Origin of the sequence: Streptomyces sp. NPDC005811 (assembly GCF_040630405.1) — a bacterium.
GTDB lineage: Bacteria > Actinomycetota > Actinomycetes > Streptomycetales > Streptomycetaceae > Streptomyces.
Window position 1 is genome coordinate 1 of sequence record NZ_JBEXXK010000011.1, and the last position, 23,782, is coordinate 23,782.

Annotated in this window: 20 protein-coding genes and 2 pseudogenes; 8 read left to right on the forward strand and 14 right to left on the reverse strand. The window is 69.9% G+C overall.

Translation table 11 applies throughout. The features are described 5' to 3' along the window. Positions 1–475, reverse strand: a pseudogene (gene purU, locus ABZ490_RS13770) (formyltetrahydrofolate deformylase); the annotation flags it as partial. 154 nt (positions 476–629) lie between these two features. Here purU and ABZ490_RS13775 point away from each other — a divergent pair. Continuing rightward, positions 630–3,080 (forward strand): FAD-dependent oxidoreductase, encoded by a 2,451-nt coding sequence (locus ABZ490_RS13775; protein ID WP_358988853.1) that lies wholly within the window; start codon positions 630–632, stop codon positions 3,078–3,080. Positions 3,081–3,294: 214 nt separating this feature from the next. On the opposite strand, the gene ABZ490_RS13780 is transcribed toward ABZ490_RS13775, so the two are convergent. Next, positions 3,295–4,089 (reverse strand): FCD domain-containing protein, encoded by a 795-nt coding sequence (locus ABZ490_RS13780; protein ID WP_358988855.1) that lies wholly within the window; start codon positions 4,087–4,089, stop codon positions 3,295–3,297. Positions 4,090–4,188: 99 nt separating this feature from the next. Between ABZ490_RS13780 and ABZ490_RS13785 the strand changes: the two genes are divergently transcribed. Continuing rightward, a complete protein-coding gene (locus ABZ490_RS13785) occupies positions 4,189–5,697 on the forward strand; it encodes an aminobutyraldehyde dehydrogenase (protein WP_358988857.1) in 1,509 nt (502 codons plus the stop codon). 95 nt (positions 5,698–5,792) lie between these two features. Here ABZ490_RS13785 and ABZ490_RS13790 read toward each other — a convergent pair whose 3' ends face one another. The 4 genes from ABZ490_RS13790 to ABZ490_RS13805 form a co-directional block, all read right to left on the reverse strand. Further along, positions 5,793–6,590, reverse strand: a complete 798-nt coding sequence (locus ABZ490_RS13790; protein ID WP_358988860.1) for an IclR family transcriptional regulator — start codon at positions 6,588–6,590, stop codon at positions 5,793–5,795. Between the two features lie 162 nt (positions 6,591–6,752). Then, positions 6,753–7,664, reverse strand: a complete 912-nt coding sequence (locus ABZ490_RS13795; RefSeq protein ID WP_358988862.1) for a glycine betaine ABC transporter substrate-binding protein — start codon at positions 7,662–7,664, stop codon at positions 6,753–6,755. 14 nt (positions 7,665–7,678) lie between these two features. Beyond that, the gene (locus ABZ490_RS13800; protein ID WP_358988864.1) at positions 7,679–8,680 is read right to left on the reverse strand and encodes a proline/glycine betaine ABC transporter permease; all 1,002 of its coding nucleotides are present in this window, start codon (positions 8,678–8,680) and stop codon (positions 7,679–7,681) included. Continuing rightward, positions 8,677–9,924, reverse strand: coding sequence for a glycine betaine/L-proline ABC transporter ATP-binding protein (locus ABZ490_RS13805; RefSeq protein WP_358988866.1), 1,248 nt, complete (start codon positions 9,922–9,924; stop codon positions 8,677–8,679). The genes ABZ490_RS13800 and ABZ490_RS13805 overlap by 4 nt, the downstream gene beginning before the upstream one ends. Positions 9,925–10,290: 366 nt before the next feature. Here ABZ490_RS13805 and ABZ490_RS13810 point away from each other — a divergent pair, with 366 nt between their 5' ends. The 4 genes from ABZ490_RS13810 to ABZ490_RS13825 all read left to right on the forward strand — a co-directional run bounded on the left by ABZ490_RS13810 (position 10,291) and on the right by ABZ490_RS13825 (position 13,964). Beyond that, on the forward strand, positions 10,291–10,788 hold the full coding sequence (locus tag ABZ490_RS13810; RefSeq protein ID WP_358988868.1) for a flavin reductase family protein: 498 nt from the start codon (positions 10,291–10,293) through the stop codon (positions 10,786–10,788). Between the two features lie 35 nt (positions 10,789–10,823). Next, positions 10,824–12,233, forward strand: a complete 1,410-nt coding sequence (locus ABZ490_RS13815; protein WP_358988870.1) for an LLM class flavin-dependent oxidoreductase — start codon at positions 10,824–10,826, stop codon at positions 12,231–12,233. A 66-nt stretch (positions 12,234–12,299) separates the two neighbouring features. Further along, on the forward strand, positions 12,300–13,199 hold the full coding sequence (locus ABZ490_RS13820; RefSeq protein ID WP_358988872.1) for a dihydrodipicolinate synthase family protein: 900 nt from the start codon (positions 12,300–12,302) through the stop codon (positions 13,197–13,199). 24 nt (positions 13,200–13,223) lie between these two features. Continuing rightward, the gene (locus ABZ490_RS13825; RefSeq protein WP_358988874.1) at positions 13,224–13,964 is read left to right on the forward strand and encodes a cache domain-containing protein; all 741 of its coding nucleotides are present in this window, start codon (positions 13,224–13,226) and stop codon (positions 13,962–13,964) included. A gap of 314 nt (positions 13,965–14,278) precedes the next feature. Here ABZ490_RS13825 and ABZ490_RS13830 read toward each other — a convergent pair whose 3' ends face one another. From ABZ490_RS13830 to ABZ490_RS13850, 5 genes and pseudogenes are all read right to left on the reverse strand, one after another. After that, a complete protein-coding gene (locus ABZ490_RS13830; RefSeq protein WP_358988876.1) occupies positions 14,279–15,073 on the reverse strand; it encodes an IclR family transcriptional regulator in 795 nt (264 codons plus the stop codon). Positions 15,074–15,190: 117 nt separating this feature from the next. Further along, positions 15,191–16,255: an aldehyde dehydrogenase family protein gene (locus ABZ490_RS13835; protein ID WP_358988878.1), complete on the reverse strand. Its 1,065-nt coding sequence runs from the start codon at positions 16,253–16,255 to the stop codon at positions 15,191–15,193. 86 nt (positions 16,256–16,341) lie between these two features. Continuing rightward, positions 16,342–16,671 (reverse strand): annotated as a pseudogene (locus tag ABZ490_RS13840) (aldehyde dehydrogenase family protein); the annotation flags it as partial. A 29-nt stretch (positions 16,672–16,700) separates the two neighbouring features. After that, positions 16,701–17,249, reverse strand: coding sequence for a flavin reductase family protein (locus ABZ490_RS13845; protein WP_358988880.1), 549 nt, complete (start codon positions 17,247–17,249; stop codon positions 16,701–16,703). A gap of 55 nt (positions 17,250–17,304) precedes the next feature. Then, positions 17,305–18,696, reverse strand: a complete 1,392-nt coding sequence (locus ABZ490_RS13850) for an LLM class flavin-dependent oxidoreductase (RefSeq protein ID WP_358988881.1) — start codon at positions 18,694–18,696, stop codon at positions 17,305–17,307. A 399-nt stretch (positions 18,697–19,095) separates the two neighbouring features. Between ABZ490_RS13850 and ABZ490_RS13855 the strand changes: the two genes are divergently transcribed. Beyond that, positions 19,096–19,875: a 2-keto-4-pentenoate hydratase gene (locus ABZ490_RS13855; protein WP_358988883.1), complete on the forward strand. Its 780-nt coding sequence runs from the start codon at positions 19,096–19,098 to the stop codon at positions 19,873–19,875. Between the two features lie 15 nt (positions 19,876–19,890). On the opposite strand, the gene ABZ490_RS13860 is transcribed toward ABZ490_RS13855, so the two are convergent. Then, positions 19,891–20,424, reverse strand: coding sequence for an NUDIX domain-containing protein (locus tag ABZ490_RS13860; protein ID WP_358988885.1), 534 nt, complete (start codon positions 20,422–20,424; stop codon positions 19,891–19,893). Positions 20,425–20,565: 141 nt separating this feature from the next. Then, positions 20,566–21,909, reverse strand: coding sequence for an MFS transporter (locus ABZ490_RS13865; protein WP_358988887.1), 1,344 nt, complete (start codon positions 21,907–21,909; stop codon positions 20,566–20,568). A gap of 671 nt (positions 21,910–22,580) precedes the next feature. Between ABZ490_RS13865 and ABZ490_RS13870 the strand changes: the two genes are divergently transcribed. Beyond that, on the forward strand, positions 22,581–22,718 hold the full coding sequence (locus ABZ490_RS13870; RefSeq protein WP_358988889.1) for a hypothetical protein: 138 nt from the start codon (positions 22,581–22,583) through the stop codon (positions 22,716–22,718). A 50-nt stretch (positions 22,719–22,768) separates the two neighbouring features. Here ABZ490_RS13870 and ABZ490_RS13875 read toward each other — a convergent pair whose 3' ends face one another. Beyond that, positions 22,769–23,518, reverse strand: coding sequence for a methyltransferase domain-containing protein (locus ABZ490_RS13875; RefSeq protein WP_358988891.1), 750 nt, complete (start codon positions 23,516–23,518; stop codon positions 22,769–22,771). Positions 23,519–23,782: the final 264 nt, after the last annotated feature.

Below are 23,782 nucleotides of genomic sequence, written 5' to 3' on the forward strand. Positions count from 1 at the left end.
CGAGTTCCAGCAGCCGGGCCTCCGCCTGCTGCTTGGTCGCGGCGGTGACCGGGACGTGCACGAAGGGGAGGCCGGCCGCGTCCGCCAGGGGCTTCAGATCGGGGTGGTTGGAGACGACGAGGGCGAGCTCGGCGTCGAGCGTGCCGCTGCGCCAGCGGTAGAGCAGATCCGCCAGGCAGTGGTCGAACTTCGACACCATCACCAGGACACGGACCTTCGCCGTGGCGTCCCGCAGCTCCCACTGCATCCCGTAGGTGTCCGCGATCGCCCCGAACTCCTCCTTCAGCCCGTTCAGGGTGATCGTCGCGTCGGTGCTCGTGAAGCCGGTGCGCAGGAAGACCCGGCCGTGGTCGGGGTCGTCGAACTGCTGGTGCTCGGTGATGTCGCAGCCGTGGCGGACGAGGAAGCCCGTCACGGCGTTGACGATGCCCGGGCGCTGGGGGCAGCTCAGGGTCAGGACGAACGGGGTGCTCATGGCTGTCTCCTCAGCACTCGGCCTTGAGCCTACGACTGGTATATCAGTTGTAGGTGTGGCTGGGTCGGCCGTCAAGAGGTCTTGATGATTAACATTTAATTCTATATGTTAAACCCTCGTTGGACCGCCGCCGCGAGGAACTGGAGAACCTGCCATGGCAGCGCAGCCCAGAGTGGTCGTCATCGGAGCAGGCATCGTCGGGTGCGCGCTCAGCGACGAACTCACTGAACGAGGATGGACCGATGTCACCGTGCTGGAGCAGGGCCCCCTCTTCGCCACCGGCGGGTCCAGCTCGCACGCCCCCGGACTCGTCTTCCAGGCGAGCCCGTCGAAGACGATGACGGAGTTCGCCTCCTACACGGTCCGCAAGTACACCGGGCTGACCCTCGACGGGCAGTGGTGCTTCCGCCAGATCGGCGGCCTGGAAGTGGCCACCACGCCCGAGCGCCTGGCCGAGCTGGAACGCCGGCACGGCTGGCTCACCTCGTGGGGCGTCGCCGGCCGGCTGCTGACGCCCGAGGAGGCGGTCGAGACGCATCCGCTGCTCGACCGGGAGCGGATCCTCGGTGGCTTCCACATCCCGAGCGACGGCCTGGCGAAGGCCCTGCGCGCCGCCGAGGCCCAGGCCCGGCGGGCAGGGGAGCGAGGCGCGCGGTTCCTGCCGCACCACACCGTCACCGGTATCGAGACCGCGGGCGACCGGGTCACCGGCGTCGTCACCGACCAGGGAACCTTCCCCGCCGACGTCGTGGTCTCCTGCGCCGGTTTCTGGGGGCCGAAGATCGGCCGGATGGCCGGGGTGAGCATCCCGCTGGTCCCGCTGGCCCACCAGTACGTGCGGACCACGCCCGTGCCGGCCCTGGTCGGCCTCAACTCCGAGGCTCTGGAGGCCTCCCGGCCCATCCTGCGCCACCAGGACCGCGACCTCTACTTCCGCGAGCACGTGGACCGCATCGGCATCGGCTCCTATGCGCACCGGCCGATGCCGGTCCGCGTGGACGAGGTCGAGCACCCCCGCGACTCGGCGGACCAGCCCTCCAAACTCGCCTTCACCGAGGAGGACTTCACCGCGGCCTGGGCCGACTCCCGGCAGCTGCTGCCCGCGCTGAACGAGACCAAGGTGGAGGAGGGCTTCAACGGCATCTTCTCCTTCACCGCCGACGGTATGCCGCTCATGGGCGAGGCCGCCGGGCTGAAGGGCTTCTGGGTTGCCGAGGCGGTGTGGGTGACCCACTCCGCCGGGGTGGCGCGGGCGATGGCCGAGTGGCTGATCGAGGGCACTCCGCGCACCGACGTCCACGAGTGCGACCTCAACCGGTTCGAGGAGCACCAGCTGACGCCGTCGTACGTCCAGCAACGCTCATGCCGGAACTTCGTCGAGGTCTACGACATCCTGCACCCCCTCCAGCCGGTGGAGGCGCCCCGCCGGCTCCGGCTGAGCCCCTTCCACGAGCGCCAGCGCGAGCTGGGCGCGGTCTTCTTGGAGGCGTCCGGCTGGGAGCGCCCGCACTGGTACGAGGCCAACCGGGACCTGCCGCAGGTCGAGGGCGTTCCGGGCCGGGGCGAGTGGGCCTCTCGCCACTGGTCCCCGATCGCCGGTGCCGAAGCCCTCGTGACGCGCGAACGAGTCGCGCTCTACGACATGACCGCGCTCAAGAGATTGGAGGTCACGGGCCCGGGCGCCCTGGACTTCCTCCAGTACCTGACGACGAACCAGCTCGACAAGCCGGTCGGCACAGTCGTCTACACCCTGCTGCTGGACGAGACCGGCGGAGTGCGCAGCGACCTCACCGTCGCCATCGTCGGCGACCGGCGCTTCCAGATCGGCGCGAACGGCCCGCTGGACCTGGACTGGCTGACCCGTCACCTGCCCGCCGACGGTTCGGTGCAGGTACGCGACATCACCGCAGGAACCTGCTGCATCGGCGTCTGGGGCCCGCTCGCCCGCGACCTCGTCCAGCCCCTCACCGCAACCGACTTCTCCCACCGGGGATTCGGATACTTCAAGGCCAGGCACGCCCACCTCGGCGAGGTCCCCGTCACCGCGATGCGCCTGTCCTACGTCGGTGAACTCGGCTGGGAGCTCTACACCACGGCAGACCAGGGCGCGAAGCTGTGGGACACCCTCTGGCAGGCGGGCCAGGGGCTCGGCGTCATCGCCGCGGGGCGCAGCGCCTTCAACAGCCTGCGGCTGGAGAAGGGGTACCGCTCCTGGGGCGCCGACCTGACGGCGGAGCACAACCCGTACGAGGCGGGGCTGGGTTTCGCGGTGCGCATGCAGAAGGGAGACTTCCTCGGCCGCGAGGCCCTGGCCGGAATCAGCGAGGAGACCGTGACGCGCCGGCTCGTGCCGTTGCTGCTGGACGACGCGCGGGCCGTGGTCATGGGCAAGGAGCCGGTGTTCGTCGACGGCGAGCCCGTCGGGTACGTCACCAGCGCGGCCTACGGCTACACGATCGGCCGCTCCCTCGCCTACGCATGGCTGCCCCGGGCCGCGGCCTCGCCCGGTACGGCCGTGGAGGTCGGCTACTTCGGCGAGCGGCTGCCCGCCACGGTCGCCGAAGAGCCGCTGTTCGACCCCAGGATGACCCGTATCCGCCGGTGAGAGCCTGTGCCATGGCAAGGCGCGGGAACGTCGCCGTGGCGCAGCCGGAGCGGATGTGACGGACGTGGACCTCACCGGGGTGCGGTGGCGGTCGACCAGGTTGCCGCCGGGGCACCTCTCGCTCCGCCGAGTGCGGGTGGGCGGCGGCCACCGCCAGCACCTCGCCCAACAGACCCTGCCGGGACCGCTCGGGGCCCGGCCGGCCGCGTCCTCCTCAGCGGTCGGCCGGTTCCGTCAGCAGCAGGTCCAGGTGGGCGTCCACGACGGCCTCGGTGTCCCGCTCGCTGTGGACGATGGCGAGGGCGTGGGCGCGCTCGGCGTCGCCCGCGGCGATGGCCTCCACGATGCGCTCGTGTTCGTCGGCGGCCGTGCGCGCGTGCGCGAGATGCGCGGCGGGGGCCCACAGCAGCGGCGCGAACTCTCCCTGGACCTGGACGGTCGCCGAGGTGAGCCGGCGCGACTGCGCCGCGACGCCGAGCGCGATGTGGAAGCGGCTGTCGGTCCGTCGCAGGGCGGCCAGGTCCGAGGCGCCGCGGAACTCCTCGGCGAGACTGAGCAGCCGTTGCACGTCCTGCTCGTCGGCGCGCAGGGCGGCCAGCCGGGCCGACGCGGACGCCACGGCCCCGGAGACGTCACCGAGGTCGCGCAGCTCCTCCGTGCTCGTGGCGCGCAGCCGCCGCACGAGGTCCTCCGGCGACCGGACGGCGCCGTCCGACACGATGCTCCCGCCGCCCCGGCCGCGTTTGGTCGTGATGATGCCCCGGGAGCGCAGCGAGGCCAGCGCCTGCCGCAGCGTGATCGTGGAGATCCCGAGCCGGCTCGCGAGCTCGGGTTCGGACGGCAGGCGTTCGCCGCCCCTGAGCAGGCCGACCGTGATGGCCGTCTCGAGCTGGTGCGCCGCCTGGTCGGCACGGCTGAACCCCTCGGGTTCGGCAGAGCCCAGGAGAGCGGCGAACCCGAGGGATCCGGTGCTCGGAGCGGTTTCCGCGTCTTCGGTCTCTTGTGCCACGCCCCAAGGTTACGGGGTGGAGCGTGCTTGACAGGCCCGTATCGCATCACCAAACTATAAAAATTAAGTGTAAATCTTTTAGCGGCTGCGGAGGCACAGATGGCCCACTCAGAATCCCCGATCCAGGCCCGGATCCGCCGCGGCGACGGCTCCCCCGTCGTCACCACGGGCGATCTGGCCCCCTCGGAACACTTCATCGACGGCGGCTTCCGGCCCGGCAAGTCCGGTCGGACGATGGACGTCGTCAACCCCTGCGACGGCACGCTGTTCGCGCAGGTCTCCGAGGGCTCCGCGGAGGACGTGGACCTCGCGGTCGCGGCGGCCCTCGCCGCCCGGGCGACCTGGGGCCGCACCGTCCCCAAGGAGCGCTCCGAAGTCCTCCACCGCATCGCCGACCGGATCGAGGAGCATGCGGAGACGCTCGCCCGGCTGGAGTCGGCGAACACCGGCAAGCCGCTCATGGTCTCCCGCGACGACGTCGCGCAGAGCGTCGACACCTTCCGCTTCATGGCGGGCGCCTGCCGCTCCCTCACCGCGGCCGCGTCCGGGGACTACGCCGCCGACCACCTGTCGGTCATCCGCCGCGAACCCCTGGGCGTGATCGGCGTCGTGACACCGTGGAACTACCCGCTGCTGATGGCGGTCTGGAAGATCGCCCCCATCCTCGCCGCCGGCAACACCTGTGTGCTCAAGCCGTCGGAGCAGACTCCCCTGACGACCCTCAAGTTCGCCGAACTTGTCGCCGACCTGCTCCCCGCGGGCGTCTTCAACGTCGTCACCGGCGACGGCCCGACCGTCGGCCAGCGCCTCGCCGAACACCCCGATGTCGACATGATCGCGCTCACCGGAAGCGTCGGCAGCGGCCGCGCGGTCGCCCGCACCGCCGCGGACTCCCTCAAGCGCGTCCACCTCGAACTGGGCGGCAAGGCACCCGTCGTCATCTTCGAGGACGCGGATCTGGCCGGGGCCGCGGAGTCGCTGCGGGTGGCGGGCTACTGGAACTCGGGCCAGGAGTGCGGGGCCGGCTGCCGTGTTCTGGTGCACGAGTCCGTCGCGGAGGAGTTCGTACGGCTCCTGGTCGAGCAGGTCGAGACCTTCGTCGTCGGTGAACCGACCGCCGGGGAGGAGGTGGAGATCGGTCCGCTCGTCTCGAAGGCGCACTTCGACCGGGTCACCGGCTACCTGGAGCGGGCCCGCGCCGAGGGCATCCGGGCGGCCGTCGGAGGAGCCCCGGCCGAGGGCCCCGGCTTCTTCGTGGCGCCCACCGTCCTGGTCGACGTACCGGAGGGCGCCGAGTGTGCCCGTGAGGAGATCTTCGGCCCGGTCGTCACCGTCGAGACCTTCAGCGACGAGGCCGCCGCCATCACCCGGGCCAACGACACGCCGTACGGCCTGTCGGCCTCCGTCTGGACGGAGAACTCCCGACGCGGCCTGGACCTCCCCGACCGCCTCGACTTCGGCACGGTCTGGGTGAACGCCCACCTCGTGCTCGCCAACGAGATGCCCTGGGCCGGCTTCAAGGGCTCCGGCTACGGCCGCGACCTGTCCGTCTACGCGCTCGACGACTACTCGCGGACCAAGCACGTCATGCATCACCACGCCCGCTGAGGCGGTCGGCGGGGCAGTGACACCGACGCGCCGCGTGCCTGAAGGAACAGGCACGCGGCGCGTCGGCCGTCTGGGGGAGGAGCTGGTCGGCCTGCTCAGTCGTCGCCGGCGGAGTCCTGCCAGAACACTTCGACGATACGGTCGACGGTCGCCTGCATCTGCTGGAGCGCCTCGGGGATCCGGACCCGGCCGAACCGATAGCGGGGCCCGTTGAGGGACATGACCGCGACCAGCACCCCGGACGAGTCCCGGATCGGACGCGAGAGCGACAGCAGCCCTTCCTCGAGCTCGTTGTCGATGACGCTGAAGCCCTGCTCACGCACCTGCTGGAGTTCCTTCAGCAGGGCCGCGCGATCGGTGATGGTGTTCGAGGCGTAGGACTCCAGCTTCTCCGGCAGCAGCGCCTTCACCTTCTCCGCCGGCATCTCCGCGAGCAGGATCTTGCCGGTGGAGCTCGCGTGCAGCGGCCAGCGCTGACCGATCATGTTCTGCGCCGAGAGGCCGATCAGCTGCGATCCGGCCGCCTCGGCGATGAGGTCGATGCCGTCCTGGAGGTTCGGCACCGACAGGGTGACCGTCTCGTTGCACTTGTCGGCCAGTTCCTGGAGCAGCGGCTGCACCCGGGCCACCAGACCCGCGTACGGGTCCGCGAGACGACCGAGCCGGGCCAGCTCCCAGCCGAGGATGTAGTTGTGGTCGACACGGTCGACGAAGCCGTTCCGCTCCAGACTGTTCAGCAGGCGGAACGCCGTGGGCCGGGAGATCTCCGCGGCCTTCGCCAGGGCGCTGACGGTGGCGCCGGAGCGCGGCTGGGCGGCCAGTTCGCGCAGCAGGCGGACGGCTTTGGTCACCGACTTGTTGGTCAGCTCCGTCGGTGAGGATGCGTCGGTCATGCGGCCCCTTCGTCTCTGTGGCGCCGCGCGTGCGCATGCGGCGCGACCTCACCCACGACTTTACCGCCTGGGCGTTCAGATAGTGAACGCCCAGGCGGTGTGAGCCGTGAGGAGGGGCGCCGCACGGGGCCTTCCGGGGCCTGTCGTACGGGAGCCGCCGGGTCACTTGGTCAGGTACTTCTCCAGGGCCGGGGCGTACGTCGGGTTCTTCGTGAGCCATGCCTTGACGGCCTCCGGCTCCTTGCCCTCGCCGAACTCGTTGACCACGGTGTCCTCCAGGCTGCCGTACTGGGCGTCGTCCAGCTTGAAGTTTTTGATCATTTCGGCGACCTGCGGGAAGTCCTCGGAGAATCCGTCGCGGGCGAGGGTGTGCAGACCCTCCGGCTGCCCGAACGCCCCCTTCGGGTCCTCCAGGGGCCGCACCGGGAAGGCCTGGTTGGCCCAGTACGGCTTCCACAGCGTCACCACGATGGGCTTCTTCGCCGTCGTCGCCTTCTTCAGCTCGGTGAGCATCGCGGTCGTCGAGGAGGTCACCAGCTTGAACTTCCCGTCGAGCCCGTACGCGGGCATGACGGCGTCCTGGGTCGTCTTCGTCAGTCCGGCGCCCGGCTCGATACCGGTGATCTTGCCGCCGAACTCCGAGGCGTGGCTCGACAGGTCGGCGAGGGACTTGGTGTCGGAGTACGTGGGCACCGCGAGGAAGAGCCCCGCGTCGTTGTAGTACGTGCCGATGTCCTCGATCTTGGCGCCGTACTTGTCCATGTAGGCCTTGTGCGTGCGCTCCGGCCAGGCGGAGGAGATCAGGTCGATGTCCCCGTTCCCGAGGGCCGTGTACATCGGGGCGGCGTCGCTGAGTTTCGTGATCTTGACGGTGTAGCCCTTGGCCTCCAGGACGTTCTCGAGCAGCGCCGCGGTGCCCGTCTCGTCGGTCCAGCCCGGGATCACCCCGATGGTGATGGTCTTGTCGTCGCCACCGGCGGCGCTGCTGCTGCCCGCACAGCCGGCGGCGGCCAGGGACAGCGCCGTCACGGCGATACCGAGCCGCATCGAGAGGGCTCTGGGTCGCTTTGCCATGTCCTTCGTTCCTTTCACGTGCCGGATCGCTGAAGAGCGGGGGTGGAGTCCGCCGGGGTGGAGCCGTCGAGAGGGGAGGCCTCGGGGCCGGAGCCCCCGTGTTCCTCGTGGTCCTCTTGTTCCGGAGCCGGCGGCCGCGGCCTGCGGATCCGGAGACCGCGCCTCCTGCCGCCGTTGCCCTGGCTGATGGCGGCGGTGACCCGGTCCAGGTAGATGGCGAGGATCACCACCGAGATACCTGCCTCGAAGCCGAGACCGAGGTTCAGCGTCGAGATGGCGGTGGTCACCTGACCGCCCAGGCCCTCGGCTCCGACGAGACCGGAGATCACGGCCATGGAGAGGGACATCATGATGACCTGGTTGACGCCCGCCATGATCGTCGGGAGCGCCAGCGGCAGTTGCACGCCGAACAGGGTCTGGCGGGGCGTGGAACCGAACGCGTGGGCCGCCTCGACGACCTCCTCGTCCACGTTCCGGATCCCCAGCTCGGTGAGCCGGACGCCAGGCGGCAGCGCGAAGATGATCGTCGCGATGACGGCAGGGACGACGCCGATGCTGAAGAGCGTGACGACGGGCACCAGCCAGACGAACGCGGGCATCGTCTGCATCAGGTCCATGACCGGCCTGAGCGCCGCGCTCGCCCACCGCTTCCGCGCCGCCAGCACCCCGGTGGGGATCGCGATCACCACGGCCACCAGGGTGGAGACCAGCACGAGCCCCAGCGTCTGCATCGCCGCTTCCCACTGGCCCATGCTGATGACGAGCAGCAGCCCGAGCAGCGCGACTCCGGCGAACCTCCAGCCCTTCAGCAGCCACCCGGTCAGAGCGAAGACGAGCGCGAGCACGACGGGGTCGGGAGCTTCGAGCAGATTGACGATGCCGTCGACGGCGGAGCCGACGACATTGCTCACCGAGTCGAAGAACCCTCCGCCATGGGCGGTGAGCCAGTCGAAGAAGTCCTGGAGCGCGTCCCCTACGGGGATCTTGGGGACGTCGATCAGTGACAGCGAGGTCATCGCGCACCCACCTCGGCTCGGGCGTGATCGGTCGGGAGGTTCTGTGTTTCGGGGGCACGGCTCTCGCCGCCGCGCCGGCTCAGCGCGTTCAGCAGCGTGACTCTGGCCAGGACGCCCACCACCCGGCGTTCGTCGTCCACGACGGCCAGCGCCTTGGGGGTGTCCGCGCTCAGCGCCAGCAGGTCGGAGAGGCGGGCGTTCTCGGGCACGCTGACCACCTGGTCGTCCAGCGCGCCGTCGAGGGTCTCGTCGCCGTCCCGGACGGCCCGTACGATCGCCTCTTCGTCGACCGCGCCGCACAGCCGCTTCTCGCGGTCGACCACGAAGAGCCGCGCGGTCTGGTGATCACTCATCAGTTTCTGGACGGACCGGGGGCCCTGCTCGGAACCGACGAGGGCCACCGGCGGGGTCATGACCGCGCCGGCGGTCAGTACCCGTGTGCGGTCGACGTCCAGGACGAACTGGGCGACGAACTCGTTGGCCGGGTTGTTGAGGATCTGTTCCGCCGTGCCGACCTGGACGATCCGGCCGTCGCGCATCATCGCGATCCGGTCCCCGAGGCGCATCGCCTCGTTCAGGTCGTGCGTGATGAAGAGGATGGTCTTGCCCAGCTTGTGCTGGAGCTCAATCAGCTGGTCCTGCATCTCCCGCTTGATCAGGGGGTCGAGGGCGCTGAACGCCTCGTCCATCAGCAGGATGTCGGTACCCGCTGCGAGCGCCCTCGCCAGGCCGACGCGCTGGCGCATACCGCCGGACAGCTGTCCCGGGAGCGAGTCCTCCCATCCCTTCAGCCCCACCAGGCGCAGCGCTTCCTTGGCGCGCCGCTCCTGCTCGTCCTTCGCGGTCCCCTGGACCGCCAGACCGTAGGCGGCGTTCTCGCCCACCGTGCGGTGCGGGAACAGCGCGAAGTGCTGGAAGACCATGCTGACCTTTTCGCGGCGCATGCGGCGCAACTGCTGCTGGTTCATCGTGACGACGTCCTCGCCGTACACGAGCAGTTCGCCCGCGGTCGGCTCCAGCAGGCCGTTGACCATGCGGATCAGCGTCGACTTGCCGGAGCCGGACAGCCCCATGACGACGAAGATCTCGCCCTCCCGCACCTCGAAGGACGCGTCGATCACGGCCGCGGTGATGCCGTCCGCGCGGAGTTCCTCGCGCGTCGCGCCCTCGCGCAGTCGTGCGACCCCACGGTCGGCGCGTTTGCCGAAGACCTTGTACGTCTCACGGGCAACGATCGCGTTCATACGGGACTCCCGTCGCCGGTCGTGAAGTTCATGGGACACCTCCCATTGATGGTCGAGACTTCAGAACCAGCCCTATGAGGTGTTCAGATAGTGAACGTCTCGATCGAATTTTCCGAAGTGTGGCACGGGCCTCAGGGGGCGTCAAGGTGCGTGTCGAAACTGATTCCACGCCCCTGTGCACGGTCTTTCCCGGATGGTTCCCAGTGCTGGCAGGGCAGGTGGGCGGGGTGTGATTGCGGTATCGCCGGTCGTGCCGTGGGTACCCCCTCTCTTGACAGGGGTGCCCACCCGCCCCACCATGAGTCAAAACTAGTGAACTAAGTGTTCATTATATGAACGGTCGCTCTCTTGTCTGAGGAGCCTGATATGGCCGCGATGATCGACCAGGCGCACTTCCGCAACGTCATGGGTCATCTGCCGACCGGTGTCGTCGCCCTGGCCGGCCTGGCCCAGGGCGCGCCGCACCCCCACGGTCTGGTGGTCGGAACGTTTCAGTCGCTGTCGCTGGAGCCGCCACTGGTCACTTTCAGCGTGGCGCGGTCGTCGATCAGCTGGCCCAAGCTGCGTGCGGCGGGCCGGGTGTGCGCGAGCGTCCTGGCCGCCGGGCAGGAGCCGGTGTGCCGGGCCCTGTCGAGCAAGGAGCCCGACAAGTTCGCCGAGGTCGCGTGGGAGCTCTCCGACGTCGGCACCCCCCGGATCGCGGGCGCGCACGCCTGGATCGACTGTGATCTCACGCAGGAGTTCGACGGCGGTGACCATGTCATCGTCGTCGCGCGGGTGCTGCGGATGGACATCGGGCTGGGTGATCCCCTGGTGTTCCACAAGGGCCGCCTCGGCGGCCACCGGGAACCCAGCGCCGCCTGAGAGCCGGTCCGTCACTACGACAAGGGAGATGGACGATGTCTTCTCGACGCATGCGGTTGTTCGCCTTCGACTTCCAGGGACCGGCGCACTTGTCGGCGGGCCTGTGGCGGCATCCGCAGGATCAGGGCGCGCGCTACAAGGACCTGACGTACTGGACGGACTACGCGCGGCTGATCGAGGAAGCCCGGTTCGACGGGATCTTCTTCGCGGACAACGCCGGGTACCACGACATCTTCGAGGGCAGCCCCGACGCGGCGCTGGCCGACGTCGCACAGATTCCGGCGAACGATCCGTTCCTGGTCGTGTCGGCGATGGCGAGCGTCACCGAGCACATCGGGTTCGGGCTGACGGGTTCGACGGCGTACGAGCACCCCTACGCGCTGGCCCGCAGATTCGCCACCCTCGACCATCTCACCGGCGGTCGGGTGGGGTGGAACCTGGTGACGTCGTACGCCGAGAGCGCCGCCCGCAATCTCGGAACCGGCCGGCAGGCGCCGCACGACGAGCGGTACGACATGGCGGCGGAGCATCTCGAGGTGTGTCTCAAGCTGTGGGAGGGCTCCTGGCAGGACGACGCCGTGGTGCGCGACCTCGAGCGGGGTGTGTACGTCGATCCCTCTCGGGTCCATGCCATCGACCACCACGGCCGCTACTTCGACGTACCGGGCCTCGCCATGTTCGAGCCCTCTCCCCAGCGCACCCCGGTGATCTTCCAGGCGGGCGGCTCCGCCAAGGGGCTCCGGCTCGCCGCGGCGAGCGCGGAGGGCGTGTTCGTCAACGCCCTGTCCGAAGGGGCGCTGAAGCGGCAGGTCGACACCCTGCGGTCGCTGGCGGCGGAGGCCGGCCGGGACCCGCGGAGCGTGAAGGTGCTGCAACTGCTGAACGTCGTGTGCGCGCCCACCGACGAACTGGCCCGGGAGAAGAACGACTCCTATCGCCGACTGGTGAGCTACACGGGGGCGATGGCCCGCTACAGCGGCTGGAGCGGCCTGGACATGTCCCAGTTCGATCCTGACGTCCCGCTCCGGCACGTCAGGACCAACGCGGGCCAGACCATGGTCGATCTGTTCTCCAGGATGGACCCCGACAAGGAATGGACTCCTCGTGACATCGCCGAGTACGTCGGCATCGGCGGCACCGGGCCGACGATCGTGGGCTCGCCGACGACGGTCGCCGACGAGCTGACCCGGTGGATGGACGAGACCGGCGTCGACGGCTTCAACCTGGCGCACGCCGTGAAGTACCAGGACGTCGCCGACTTCATCGAACTCGTGGTCCCCGAACTGCAGCGTCGCGGCACGATGTGGAGCGAGTACGAGGGCTCGACGCTGCGGGAGAAGCTCTACGGCCCCGGCGTCACACGTCTGCGGGACGACCACCCCGGCTGCGGTTACCGCCACCATCACCCCCACCACCACCGCGCCGACCTCGCCCCCACGCCGTAGGACCGACGCCGCAGGACCCACGCCGTAGAAACCCCCGAACTGCACCACCGCACAGGGAGACTGACCATGACCGTACGCCTGAGCGGCGTCCTCACCGCGCTCGCGACGCCCTTCGGGCCCGACGGCGCCCTCGACCGCAAGCAGCTGTGCCGCCTCATCGACCGCAGCGTGGACGGCGGTGTCGACGGCCTCGCCGTCGGCGGCTCCACCGGTGAGTTCGCGGCGATGACCGGCGACGAGCGGCGCGCGCTCGTCGAGACCGTCGTCGAGCACACCGCCGGCCGGGTCCCCGTCGTCGCGCAGACCGGCGCCGTCACCACCCGCGAGGCCGTCGCCCTGTCCCGGCACGCCGAAGCGGCCGGCGCCTCCGTGGCCATGGTCATCGCGCCCTACTACGAGACCCTGACCATGGACGAGACGCTGACGTACTTCCGTACCGTCGCCGACGCCGTCGGCATCCCGGTCATGCTCTACAACATGCCGGGCGCGACCGGGGTGAATCTCGACCCGGACACCGTCGGTACGCTGGCCGGTCAGCACGGGAACATCCGCTACGTCAAGGACAGCGGAGGCGACATGAGCCAGGCGAGCCGGCTGATACACCAGTACGGCGACACCGTCTCCACCTTCGTGGGCTGGGACACCCTGGCGTTTGCCGCGCTGGTCGAAGGCGCGGCCGGGGTCATGGCGGGCACCGCCAACGTCGTTCCCGCCGAACTGGTCTCCGTCTGGCACGCGGTGCGCGACGGTGATCTCGCGCTCGCCCGCGAGCGGTGGCACCGGATCCACCCGTTCATGGACGCGGTGATCTCCGCCCCCTCCTTCATCCCGGCCGTCAAGGCCGCCCTGCAGGAGATCGGCCTTCCCGCCGGGGCCCCGCGCCGGCCGCAGTTCCCCGTGGACGAGGCGACCAGGGCCCGGCTCGCCGAGGCCCTTGCCGCGCTGCCCCACCTCTCCCGCGTCTGAAGAGCCGTACCCGTGGACGACGTCATGAGCCTCGATGAGTTGGATGTCCTGCTGGCCGGGACCGCCGGTGTCATCGCCGAGCGGATCGACGCGGCGTTCGAGGACGTGGTGACCGTCCGCCGCCTGGTCAGCGATATCGCCGACCGGGCCGCGGGCGAGCGCAAGCCGCTGGACCGCGCGGCCCTGACCGGCATCCGCGCCCTCGTGCGCGAACTGCTCGACCGGAGGCCGACGTTGCTCGAAGGCCTGGGTGTCGCCGTCGGGGAGGACAGTCTCAGCGACACATCACAGTGGTCGGAGTGGTGGCGCCGGGACGCCACGGGGCAGGCGTACTTCATCCGGCACGTCCTCAACCCGGACTCCATCGGTTTCTACGACTACCAGTCGCGGGACTGGTTCCGGCTGCCCACCAGCACCGTGCGGACCTGTGCCGTCGGCCCCTACGTGGACGCCGGGGGCATCGAGGTCTCCACCGTCACCCTGTGCGTGCCCGTGGTGTTTCCCTCCGGGGCCGTGAGCGTCGTGGGCGGGGACCTGTCGATCCCGGGAGTGGAGGCGCTGCTGCTGCGCACGCTCGCCACCCGTTCCCCCCGGATCGCCCTCCTCGCCGCGAACGGCAGGGTCGTCGCCTCCAACACCGCCCGCCATGTCGTCGGCAGCCGGGTGCGCGTCGGCGACCGCACTCTCATCGAGCGCAGCCATCCCCTGCCGTCGGCGGACCCCGAGCGCATCCCCTGGCGCCTGGTCACCCTGCGCGACACATGACCGCTGAGCACCCATGCACCTCAACCGGTATGTCAGTTCGGGATCGGCGGGGCGGCGCGGACTGCGCCGCGCGCTGTACGCCAGCACGGCCAACCCCCTCCGCCGGGGCACGCTGCGCTACGACGCCCCGGCCACGCGCGTCTGGTCGACCGTCCGCCGGGTCTGGCCGGCCTTGTGCGCGAGCACGGGCCGCTGGTGCTTGCGGGAGACGGTGAGCGCGCGGCGAGTCCGGCCGCCGAGCACATGGAGGGGTGCGAGACGACGATCCGCCCGCTGCTCGGAAACCGGGCCCCGGACCTCCGGCGGCTGCACACCTAGTCGGCCGCCGAGTCCTGCCAGAACACGGCGGCCAGGCGGTCGACGATCGCCTGCATCTGCTGGAGCGCCTCGGGTATGCGGTCCCGGCTGAAGCGGTACCGGGGGCCGTTGAGGGTCAGGATGGCGACCAGGTTCCCGGACGGGTCGCGAACCGGCCGGGACAGGGAGAGCAGTTCCTCCTCGAGTTCGTTGTCGATGATTCCGAAGCCCTGTTCGCGGATCTGCTCCAGTTCCCTCAGCAGGACCACCCGGTCGGTGATCGTGCGGGACGCGTAGGCCTCGAGCGTCCCGGGCAGCAGGGCCAGCACGCGCTCCACGGGCATCTCGGCGAGCAGCACCTTCCCGGTGGAGCTGGCGTGCAGCGGCCAGTGCTGCCCGACCATGTGCCGGGCCCTGATGCCGACGACCCGGGAGCCGGTGGCCTCGGCGATCAGGTCGAGTCCGTCCGCGGAGTCCGGCACCGACAACGTCGCCGTTTCGTCGAAGCTGTCCGCCAGTTCCTGGAGCAGCGGGTGGGCCCGGGCCACGAGCCCCGCGTGCGGGTCGGCGTGCCGACCGATCCGGGCGAGTTCCCAGCCGAGGATGTAGTGGGTGTCGACGCGGTCGACGAAACCGTTCCGCTCCAGGCTGGACAGGAGGCGGAACGCCGTCGGCCGGGAGATGCCGACGGCTTTCGCGAGCGTGCTGACGGTGGCCCCGCTCCTGGGCTGCGCGGCGAGTTCGCGGAGCAACCGCATGGCCTTGGTCACCGACTTGTTGCCCAGGTCCGATGCCGCCGATGCCTCGCTCATGCGTTCCCCTTCTCGTTGCTCCGGGGCGCTGCGCGGCGTGCACGGCTCCCCGATCGTTCACTATAACGCCAATGTGTTCGGATAGTGAACGAGAAGGGGCGGCTTGGGTTCACCGGCTCACGGCACGGGCGTCGTGTCCTCGACGGTGCCGTCCACCGTGCGGACGAACCGCAGCGGGTTCTCCTCGCGCAGGGCCGGCGGGAGCAGTTCGGCCGGCGCGTCCTGGTAGACGACCGGTCGCAGGAACCGCTCGATCGCGTGCGGGCCCACAGACGTGTGCGCGGAGGTCGACGCGGGGTAGGGGCCACCGTGCTGCTGGGCCAGGGCGACGGCGACGCCGGTGGGCCAGGAGCCGAACAGGACGCGCCCGGCCTTTGCGACGGCCTGTTCGACCAGCGCGCCCAGGCCCGCGGCGGACTGCCCGTCGCGGGCGGTGTGGAAGGTGACGGTGAGGCTGCCTTCGAGTCGGTCGAGGATCCGGGACACTTCGTCCTCGCCGTCGTGCTCGACGATCACGGCGGACGGGCCGAAGCACTCTTCCAGCAGGTTCGCCGCGTCCTTGAGGAACTCCTCGACGGTGGGCACCAGAAAGAGGCCGGGACCGGCCTGCGGGCGGCCGTCGGCGTCGACGGTGATGGTGCTCTCGACCAGGGTGCGGGCCCGTGGGCCGTCGGCCAGCTCGGCCAGCTCGGCCAGGCGCCGCCGGAAGCCCTCGGCGATCTGCGGGGACAGCAGCGGCGCGGGGGCGGCCGCGCGGACCTCGGCGGCGATCTCCTCGACCGCCTCCGGGTCCCGGGGCAGCGGCAGGATGCCGGGCTTGGTGCAGAACTGGCCGGAGCCCAGTGTGAAGGAGCCGACGAAGCCGGAGACGATCTCGGCCCGCCGCTCGGCGAGCGCGCCCGGGGTGACGACGACCGGGTTGACGCTGCCGAGTTCGCCGTGGAAGGGGATCGGCACCGGGCGGGAGGCGGCGATGTCGAACAGGGCGCGGCCGCCGCGGACGGATCCGGTGAAGGCGGCGGCCTTCACCCGCGGGTCGCGCAGCACGGTCACGCCCGACTCGTGACCGGTGAAGAGGGCGAAGGTGCCCAGCGGCGCACCTGCCTCGGCGAGGGCCTCCTGGACCAGGGCCGCGGTCGTGGCCGAGGTGCGGGGGTGCCCGGGGTGGGCCTTGAGCAGCACCGGGCAGCCGGCGGCGAGCCGGCGAACACCACGACCGGGCCCAACGGCACATGGTGGCGCCGTAGTTCGGGGCGGGGCGGAGCGGAGGTGGGGTCGGCGTGGTCGATCGTCACACCGAACGGGCCGCCGGTGGCGGCGTACGCGCCGTACAGACGCAGCTGGCCGGTGGTGCGCCGGAGCTCGCCGGACAGCCGGACCTCGCCGAGACCGGTCTCCTCGGCCGCCGTGCGGAGCTGGTGCTCGGAGTGGGCGTCGAGGGCGTCGGCGACGGCGCCGAGCGCGGTGGCCCGCTTGCGCGGGGTGAGCGCCGCCCATACGGGGGCCGCCGCGGCGGCCCGGGCGAGCAGGGTGTCGAGCTCCCGGGCCGGGGTCTCGGGTTCGGCGTCGGTGGGGGCGGGGTGGGTCACGGAGTTCACCTGTGGGTGCGGGTCGTGCTGGACGATGGTCAGGCGGCGGCCGGAGCGCGGTAGCCGCCGAGCCTGCCCCGGTGGAAGACGAGGGGCTCGGTGGAGCCCGCCTCCATGTACAGGACGCGGCCGACGACGATGACGTGGTCGCCGCCGTCGAGTTCCTGGACGGTCTCGCAGTCGAGCCAGGCGGCGGCACCCCGGAAGTGCGGGGCGGCGTTCTCGGGCGAGGGGACCCAGTCGACGCCGGCGAACTTGTCGTCGCCCTTGCGGGACAGCGCCCTGCACACATCGGTCTGGTGCTCGGCGAGCACGCTGATGCTGAACCGACCGGACGTACGGATCCTGGGCCAGCTCGTGGAGGACCGGTCCACGCTGAAGGTGACCAGGGCCGGGGCGAGCGAGAGCGACTGGAAGGTCCCGACGATCATGCCCGCGGGCTTGCCGGTCTCCGTCTCGATGCCGGTGACGGCGGCGACGCCGGTCGGCAGGTGTCCCATCACGTCCCGGAACAGTCGCTGGTCGACGGCGGATTCGGCCTCGGCGGTGGGGGCGAAGGCGGTGGGGGCGAAGGTGGTGGCGCTCATGACATCGATCCCTTCGACGTCGTCGTGTGAGAAGCAGGACAAGGGGTGAAGGCGGTCAGAGGGTGCTGTGGGCGGCGGCCCGGATCCGCGAGGCCGGGTGGTCGTCGAGGGTGTGGCGCTGTCCCACGCCGTAGAAGCTCTCGCGCAGGGTGGCGACGCCGTCGTCGTAGGCATCGCGGGCCAGGCCCTGCTCCTGCAGGAGGGGGAGGACCAGCTCGATGAAGTCCTCCCAGCTGCCGGGCTTGACGCCGTAGCTGAGGTTGAAGCCGTCGATGTCGGCGGTCTCCCGCCAGCGGCGCATCTCGTCGGCGACGGTCTGCGGGGAGCCGACGATCACGGCGCCGCTGCCGCCGAGACCGATGAACTCCGCGATCTGCCGGGTGGTCCACTTCCGGTTGGGGTCGGCCTTGGAGAACATCTCCACCATCGAGCGCGAGGCATCCACGTCGATGTACTCCAGCGGGGTGTCGGGGTCGACGCCGCTGAGGTCGATGCCGGTCCAGCCGGCGAACCGGGCGAGGGCGCCCTCGTAGGAGACGTTGCGGATGTGCCGCTCGTACTTCTCCTGCGCCTGCGCGTCGGTCGGCGCGACGATCACAGTCATCAGGGCGAGCACCTTCACCGAGCGCGGGTCTCGGCCGGCCTCCGTGACGGCGGCCCGGATCTTGTCGACGCTGCGCCGGGTCATCCCGGGCGTCATGGTGTTGACGAAGACGGCCTCGGCGTTGTGGGCGGCGAACCGCATGCCGCGCGAGGAGGCACCGGCCTGGAAGAGCATCGGGGTGCGCTGCGGAGAGGGCTCGCACAGGTGCAGGCCCGGCACGTCGAAGTAGGGGCCCCGATGCCGGATGGGGTGGACGCGGCGCGGGTCGACATAGACACCGGCCTCGGCGTCCCGCACGACCGCGCCGTGCTCCCAGGAGCTCTCCCAGAGCTTGTAGACGACCTCCATGTACTCGTCGGCCAGGTCGTAGCGCTCGTCGTGGGCGATCTGCTTGCCCAGGCCCAGGTTGCGGGCGGCGGACTCGCTGTAGGAGGTCACGATGTTCCAGCCGACGCGGCCCGCCGTCAGATGGTCCAGCGTGGAGAACCTGCGGGCCATGGCGTACGGCTGCTCGTACGTGAGGGAGGCTGTGACGCCGAAGCCCAGATGGCGGGTGTGCGAGGCCATGGCCGAGACGAGCAGCGTCGGGTCGTTGATCGGGAACTGGGCGGCGTCGCGCATGGCGGCGTCCGGGGAGCCGTCGTAGACGTCGTGGTAGCCGACGGTGTCGGCGAAGAACAGGCCGTCGAACCGGGCCGCTTCGAGCATCTTGGCCGTGTCGGTCCAGTACGACACGTCGGTGTAGCGGAAACCCTGGTCGGCGGCGTCGCGCCAGGATCCCGCGGTCAGATGGGCCGGCGCGCAGACGTCGAACGCGAAGATCTTCAGGGGCTGGGTGCTCATGCGGTCCTCCCGGAGCAGAGGCGGTTGGCGAAAGCGTTCAACATTCGAACGTCACGTTCATATTCTTTTCGAGACAGGGCGGTGTCAAGAGGTCCGGGAAGCGATTCTCGGTGCCGACGACCCCGCCCGGGCATGGCGGTCGCACCGGGTGGCCACCTGAAACTCCCTGTTCGAAGAGAACTTTGACGATCTCTGCAGGTCCTCCCGGGGCCCATGGGTCGATGGTGCTCACCGTGAGCGCACTCTTGACGTGGCTGTCCCCCCGTGCGAGCTTTCACATCAGGAGGAGTCCGGAAAACGAACATGGCGTTTGATTTATGGTGCTCCCGCCCCCGCTCTCCCCCCTCGCACCCGCTCCGGCGCGCACCGTCGGCCCCCCCCGTACAAGGAAGCACGCGTATGCAGCAGCACCTCGTGGAGATCGCCGATGCCATCGAAGCGGCCCGGCGCGGCACGTACTCGATCGCCCCGCTCATGGACAAGCACCCCGACCTGCGGCTCGCCGACTCCGTCGCCGTGCAGAAGCACAACGTCCGGCGCCGCATCGCGGAGGGGGACCGACTGGTCGGGTACAAGCTGGGAAACATCGCGAAGGCCATGCAGGAGGCATTCGGCGTCGACCAGCCCGACTACGGCCACCTGTTGGCCGGCGACTTCCACTTGGAGAACCTTCCGGTCCGGCTGGACCGGTTCATCGAGCCGTTCGCCGAGGTGGAGCCGGCCTTCCTGCTCAACCGCCGACTGGAGGGCCCGAACGTCACCGTCGCCGACGTCATCCTGGCCACCGAGTACGTCGTACCGGCCATCGAGATCATCGACTCCCGGTTCACCGACTGGCGGATCCGGATCGCCGACACCCTCGCCGACAATGGTTCCGTCGGCGGTATCGTCCTCGGCACCACGCCCAGGACCCTGCGGGAGATCGACTTCTCCACCATGCGCGGCGAACTCCGTTATGACAGTGAGCGGGTGGGCTCCGGCCCGACCTCCGCCGTCCTGGGCAACCCGATCGCCGCCGTGGCCTGGGTCTGCAACGAATTCTCCCGCTACGGCATCTCCTTCGAGCCGGGCCAGGTCATCCTGCCGGGCAGCTGCCTGGAAGCCGTGCCGCTGCGGCGGGCAGCCACCGTCACCGCGGAGTTCACCGGCCTGGGCACGGTCTGCTTCGAGGCCGTCTGAGCGACGGCTCGCGGATCACTCCGGGCCCCCTTCGACGCCTTCGGCGCCGGAGGGGGCCTCGTGCTGTCCGCCGGCTTCCGGCCGGATGCGCGGGGCGGGGGTGAGCACCGCGCTCAGCACCTGGCCGAGCCAGGGCACCTGTCCGTCGAAACGGGCCACGTACCGGCCGCGCACCCACCGGTAGGCGTCGTGTTCCCAGTTCAGCCGTAGCCTGCGCCGTTCGGTCCGTGCGTGGAAGGTGTGCACGCGCCACACGCCGCCCCGCGTATCCGCGAGCGCCAGGACCGGCCCGACCCGGAAGCCGGTGAGCTCGGCAACCGACAGCCCGGTCTCCTCGAACAGTTCACGCAGCGCCTCGGCCTGCGTCGGTCGCCCGTGCTCGACGTAGCCCGTGACGCAGTGCCACAGGCCCGCGTCATGTCCGACGCGCCGGCTGCGCTTGAACAGGCCGACGCGCCCGCGCCAGGTCAGGACGACGGCCACGACGGCGCCGGGCTCGACCACCCGTGCCGCGGGCCGCGCGAGCGTTTCGGCGTACGACTCACTCATGGTGATCCCCTCGGTCCGCGACGGCCGATCGCTCCGACGGCCTCCGGACACGGCTGTGGTGCCCCTCCCGGCGGCGACGCGCGAGGGGAGAGGCACGTGCCACCGCCGACGGAGGCACCGCGTCGGCTCAGGAGGGCGGGGCTATGCCCGGTGCGGGGCGGAGGTCTCGCTCAGACTGAGGCCCATGGTCTCCGGTGCCAGCACCTGGGACACCGCGGCGCCCACGACGCAGACACCCGCGGCGATGAGCATGCTCGGCCCGGAACCGAGGTGTTCCATCGACCAGGGGAGGGCGAAGGTACCCAGGGCGGCGCCGACCCGACTGAAGGCGGTGGCGAACCCGGTGCCGATGCCGCGGATCTCGGTGGGGAAGATCTCGCCCGGGTACACGCCGGTCAGAGCCGTGTACATGGAGTTGGCGAAGGCGAAGACGAGGAAGCAGGTCAGCGCGACGGCGGCCGGGGCACCGCTCCACAGTCCGATGATCGCGAGGACGGCGGCACAGAACCACTGCCCAGGGACGGTGAGCCTGCGGCGGCCGATCCGGTCGATGAGCACGAGCGAGACCACGACCCCCGCGACGGCGAGCCCGTTCACGCCGATGGCCCCGCCGAATCCGTCGCCGAGACCGTAGGCGGAAAGCACGTCGGCAGCAAAGGTGGCGATGGCGAAGTACGGCGTGACGGCACAGAACCAGAACACGCAGATGAAGATCGTGGCGCGCCGGTAGTCCGGCGAGAACAGCATCCCGAAGGTGCCCTTGCGGGCGGGTTCCCGGGTGGTGTCGAGGGTGTCGGCCGGCTCCTCGAGATAGGTCTCGGCGATCTGCCGGGCCTCGTCGGTCCGGCCCTGGTTCATCAGCCAGCGCGGCGACTCGGGCATGCCCAGCCGGGCGATGAAAAGGATCACCGCCGGCACCGTGCTCGATCCGAGGACGAGGCGCCAGTCGAGAGAGAACACGGTGCTCAGAACGTAGCCGACGATGAAGGCGACCATGAAGCCGACGTACCAGGCGACCTCCGAGAAGGACATGATCCTCCCGCGCAGACGGGCCGGGGCGAACTCGGAGAGCAGGGGCCAGCCCACCGAGTACTCGGCTCCGACCGCGAGGCCCATCAGCAGCCGTACCGCGAAGAGCTGCCAGGAGGAGTCGACGAAGAACTGGAGGGCCGACGCGACCAGGAAGAGCGCCAGGTCGAACGTGAACAGTGGTTTGCGGCCGAACTTGTCGGCGAGCCAGCCGCCGAGCGGACCCCCGACGAAGATGCCGATCAGGGCGGCTGCCCCGATCAGGCCCTCCCACAGCAGCGACATCCGGAACTCGTCGGTGGCGGCACCGATGGCGGCGCCGATGATGCCGAGCACATATCCGTCGATGAACATGCCGCCCGCGGTGACGCCGGTCAGCTTGAGGAGGAAGCGCCTCTTGTCGACCCCGCCGGGGACCTGCTCCCGTACGGCGTTGGGATTACTTACAGTCGTCACCACAGGGTCCTTCCTGGACGAACACCCCGGGAGGAACGCTGGACAAGAACAGCGAGGGTAACACACGCAGAGTGTTCGCATAATGAACGCCATGCCCGAATTTTTTGAAGTGTGACACGGGCCCAAGGGGCCGTCAAGGCTCAGGCATGGCAGATCAAGGCCGTTGCGATCATTCAGTTTTCTCGATGGAGAGAGGTGTGGCGGGCCGCCGTCGCTGAGCTGGATCCATGAACGGCATGTTCGTAATGTGAACGTTGCTTGCTCGCTGATGGCCCTGGTGGGCGAGCGGGAGGGCAGGGTGCGCATGCCTCACCGTCGGCGTCAGGTCCAGATCGACCTCTCCTCGGGAGATGAGCCGGTAGAGGGGGTGTCCGGGTCGCCCCGCACTGTGTTCGCGATGCTCGGGGAGATCTTCACGGCCACGCTCGCCGCCGCGGAGCAATACGGTGTGTGGGGGGGGATCTGGGCTTCACCACGTTGCTCACCGATGACATCGTCGGCTCCGTGTGGCGGCGGGGCGAGAGCCTGCCGACGGGTCACTGTGCCGTCGGCCCTCTATCGCGGCGGTTCATAGGAAAGGTGGAAGTATGGCCAAGCCTGTTCGCGCGGCTGTCGGAGGTGTATGGATCACATGCACCTTCTGTCAGGGCGACCTGTTCAGGGACCGTGAGGTGAAGCTCAACAGCTCCGGCATGGAGTTCATGAGCCTGGGGTGGGCGAACGAGTCGGCAACCGGCCTGATCTGCTGGAACTGCGGCTATGTGCAGCTGTTCGTCAACAAGGACCTCGAACTCTACAAACAGAAGTAGGGCTGAGTTCCCTCGGTGATCACCCCTCGCCGAACCCGGTCATCGCGGGGTCAGGCCCTCTTCCTGAAGACGAGGACCTCGGTGGAGGCGACGCCCATGGGGGCGAGGAAGCCGGCCTCCAGGCTGCAGCCGAGGGACTCGAAGAGGTCCACGCAGGTGCGGCGAGGCATGGCGGCCGGGTAGGAGCCGTGTCCCTCGCCGCCCTTGGTCGCCCAGGTGCGCATCGTGTCCGGGTCCAGGCAGGTCTCCGTCATGACGTCGAAGACGATCCGGCCACCGGGGCGCGTGACGCGGGCCATCTCGAAGAAGTAGCGGGAGGCGAAGAGGAAGGTCACGGTGTTGAAGACCTTGTGGGCCTGGACGAGGTCGACACTGGCGTCGGGGGTCGGCGCGAGACTGCATCCCGCGGTCGGTCGGGCCACCACGCCGAATGTGCTCACGAGGTGGTCGGCCCAGGGTGTCGCGGTCTCGTAGATCTCGTAGCGGTCGGGTGAGCACTCCTTCAGCGTCTTCTCCAGATACCGTCCGGAGCCGGGGCCGATCTCCAGCACCGTGTTCGGCCCGGCGGCGAAGACGCCGAGCGCGCGCAGTTCGTCGATGGTGGACTGGGTGGCGCCGGGCGTCCCGTTCATGACCTCGTCGATGTAGTCGCCGACCGACAGTCCAGCCGCCCGTGCCGCCCGCATCGTTGCCTCGAACGGGATGAAGTCGTCCACGCCGTCCCGGCTGTTGGTGCTGCGCACGATGTCGAATCCCGTACGGGAAAGGAGTCGCCTGATCCCCGACTTCACCACTGACATTCCGCCCCCTGCTGCGCTCATCCGGCATGCCCTCAGGCCGTGGGAACGCGGGCGTGGGCGTGCGGTGGTGAAGGCGACATTTACTACATCGCCCACTCACCCCGGAACTCTACGCCGAATAGTAGTTCTTCGGACTACATCGCGTTCTTTCCTGATCGTTGGGCGGCGCGGCCGCCCAACTGGCTGGACGGCGGCCTGTCCCCGGCCTCGGGCACCGCTCGGAACGTGACGTCCGAGCCGACATGGGTCGGCGGCGCCAGGTGC